Annotated in this window: 3 protein-coding genes; 1 reads left to right on the forward strand and 2 read right to left on the reverse strand. The window is 62.1% G+C overall.

The features are described from left to right. Window positions 1–132: 132 nt before the first annotated feature. Entirely contained in the window at window positions 133–1,293 is a 1,161-nt protein-coding gene (locus tag Q7V03_RS02060) for an ABC transporter substrate-binding protein (RefSeq protein ID WP_304923950.1), read from the reverse strand. Between the two features lie 74 nt (window positions 1,294–1,367). Continuing rightward, entirely contained in the window at window positions 1,368–1,613 is a 246-nt protein-coding gene (locus tag Q7V03_RS02065; RefSeq protein ID WP_304923951.1) for a hypothetical protein, read from the reverse strand. Between the two features lie 73 nt (window positions 1,614–1,686). Between Q7V03_RS02065 and Q7V03_RS02070 the strand changes: the two genes are divergently transcribed. Continuing rightward, window positions 1,687–2,675, forward strand: a protein-coding gene (locus Q7V03_RS02070; protein ID WP_304923952.1) for an IS630 family transposase whose coding sequence is annotated in 2 segments (ribosomal slippage) — window positions 1,687–2,170 and window positions 2,170–2,675 — 990 coding nt annotated over the 2 segments. Because the reading frame shifts where the segments join, the coding sequence is not laid out codon by codon here. This gene is flagged as partial in the annotation.

Below are 2,675 nucleotides of genomic sequence, written 5' to 3' on the forward strand. Positions count from 1 at the left end.
AAGGCAAGCTCAGCCGCTGCAGCCCAAAAAAAGAAGGAGTGAAACTCGCCCTTGACCCAAGCATGACCCAAAATCCATAATCAAAGGTGGGTCAATTCTCGATGAAAAACCCGGGTCACTTCTCAGTGCAAATCAACAGCCCACGGCGGCCCACATCTCGGTTATGGCCTGTGCGGCCAGTAACCCTTTGGTATAATAGCTACCTTGGGTGTCGAACGTCACTTCAAAACCGTCATAACCCGCCTCGGCCAGCAACGCCTTGGCCTTTTCAGGGTTGTATTCAAAAGTTTTCAGTTCGGGCATGTAAAGCGGCCCGAATTCTTCCATTGTGTGCGAGGCAGGAACCAAAGCCTTGCCGAGCCACAGCGCCTCGTTCAGGAGTTCGCGGTCGATGGCCAATGACAGCGCCTGGCGGATGCGCGGATCCTTCAGCTTGGGGTGGTTCACGTTCATGATCATGACGTGGAACAGCGGCGTCACAGCGCCTTCGACCTTCAGCGTGGCATCGCCCGCAATCATCGCCAACTGGTCGGGGGCGATGTTGGTGGCGATCTGGGCCTCGCCGGTGCGCAGCGCGGTCAGGCGCGACGCAACTTCACCGACATGCAGCACCGTGGCGCGGTCCAGCGGAGCCTTTTCGCCCCAGAAGCCGTCAAATCGTTCGTAAACGATCTTTTCGCCCGGAATGAATTCGGTGATCGCATAGGGGCCGGTACCGACCGGAGCAAGCGAGAATGCCTCATAATCGGCATCCTCGGCCACCTTCGGGTCGCCGGTCAGCCCCTTGATGTAGTCTTCCGGCACGATGAAGGTCTGTTGCAGATTCAACAGTGTCTCGAACAGCGGTTCTTCGCGCTTGACATGAATCCGCACGGTCAGATCGTCGATCTTTTCGGCGCGATCGAAGTTGGCCAACCGGTCGCGCATCCGCACCTGATAGGGCGGGAACGTGGCTTGGAACATGCGATTGAGTGAAAACACCACGTCATCGGCCGTCATCGCTGCGCCATTCTGGAACACCACGCCTTCGCGCAGTTTCAGCTCCATCACTGTCGGCTCCACCATCGCCCATTCTGTCGCAAGGCCCGGCTGCGCCTGCATGTCGGGTTTGAAGTAATCCTTGTGGATCAGTGGGTCAAAGGTGTTGAAGTAGAATTGCGACCCGACGTTTGAATGGTCGCGCCCCGGATCCAGAAAGGGGGCCACGTTGGCGGCGGCCACCGTGATCTCGGTGGCAAAGACCGCGCTCGGAAGGGCAGCGATCAGGGTAGTTGCGAGCAGAAGGCGTTTCATTCGTGTTCTCCGTTGGTTGGCAGTCGTGGATCGGGCGGGCCCTGGCAGGCCCGTCCGGGTGTATCTTGGGCGGATCAGCGGACCCGCAGCCTGACGTCGGCGCGGTCGCGTAGCCAGTCGCCAAGGATCTGGACCGAGAAGGTGACCGCGAGGATCAGCAAGGCAGGGGCCAGCACGATCCATGGGGCTGTTGGCATGTAGTCACGTCCCACCCCCACCATCGCGCCCAGCGTGGCCGTGGGTGGCTGCACCCCAAGGCCCAGAAATGAAAGCGTGCTTTCCAGCAAGATGATGTTCGACAGGCTCGTACCAACGGCCATTGTTTCTGACTCTGAGGGGATTCCCAAAGCGTTCAGATTCTGATTCTCTTGTTCCGACGGCAGGGAGGATCGAATGGCAATCGAGGTCACGCGGAAGGAATTGACGGCGGCGGAGCTGCGGGCGGTGGCGGCGAAGATGAAAGACAGTCGCGCGGCGCGGCGGATGCTGGCGATCGCCTTCGTGCTGGAAGGGGTAGACCGGACGACTGCGGCGACGACTTGCGGCATGGACCGGCAGACTCTGCGCGACTGGGTGCATCGCTACAACGCCGAGGGGCTGGCCGGGCTCGCGAACCGCCGATCGCCCGGAGCGTCGCCGTTGCTGACGCCCGAGCAGAAGGCCGAGCTTGCAGCCTTGGTCGAGGCCGGTCCCGATCTGCAGCGCGACGGGGTTGTGCGCTGGCGCAGCATCGATCTTCAGGCGCGGATCAAGGCGCTGTTCGGCGTGGAGATGCACGAGCGCACGGTCGGCAAGCAACTGGCGACGCTCGGCTTTCGGCGGCTGTCGGTGCGCTCGCGCCACCCGAAGACCGACGAGGGCACCCAGGAGACGTTTAAAAAAACTTCCCGGCGGCGGTAGCTGCGGTGCTTCCCGAAGCGGCGAAGGGCAAGCCGCTCGAGGTGTGGTTTCAAGATGAAGCAAGGGTCGGCCAGCAGGGCACGCTGACCCGCGTTTGGGCGCGGCTCGGGACCCGGCCCCGCGCCCTCCGGGACACGCGCTACGAATGGGCCTATCTTTTCGGCGCGGCCTGCCCCGGACGCGGCGTGGCCGCAGGCCTCGTGCTTCCTCATGTCAACACCGAGGCGATGAACCTGCATCTCGCCGAGATCGCTTCGGCTGTCGCGCCGGGCGCGCACGCTGTTCTGGTCCTCGACGGTGCCGGATGGCACGGCGGCAAAGACCTGGTCGTCCCGAATAACATCACGCTGATCACCCTGCCGCCCTATTCTCCCGAGCTCAACCCGGTCGAAAACGTCTGGCAATACCTGCGCGCCAACAAGCTCGCCAACACCGTCTTCGACAGCTACGATAAAATCCTCGACCAATGCGCCGCAGCCTGG

The sequence above is a fragment of the Cypionkella sp. genome (assembly GCF_030652235.1).
In the GTDB taxonomy this organism is placed as follows: Bacteria; Pseudomonadota; Alphaproteobacteria; order Rhodobacterales; family Rhodobacteraceae; genus Cypionkella.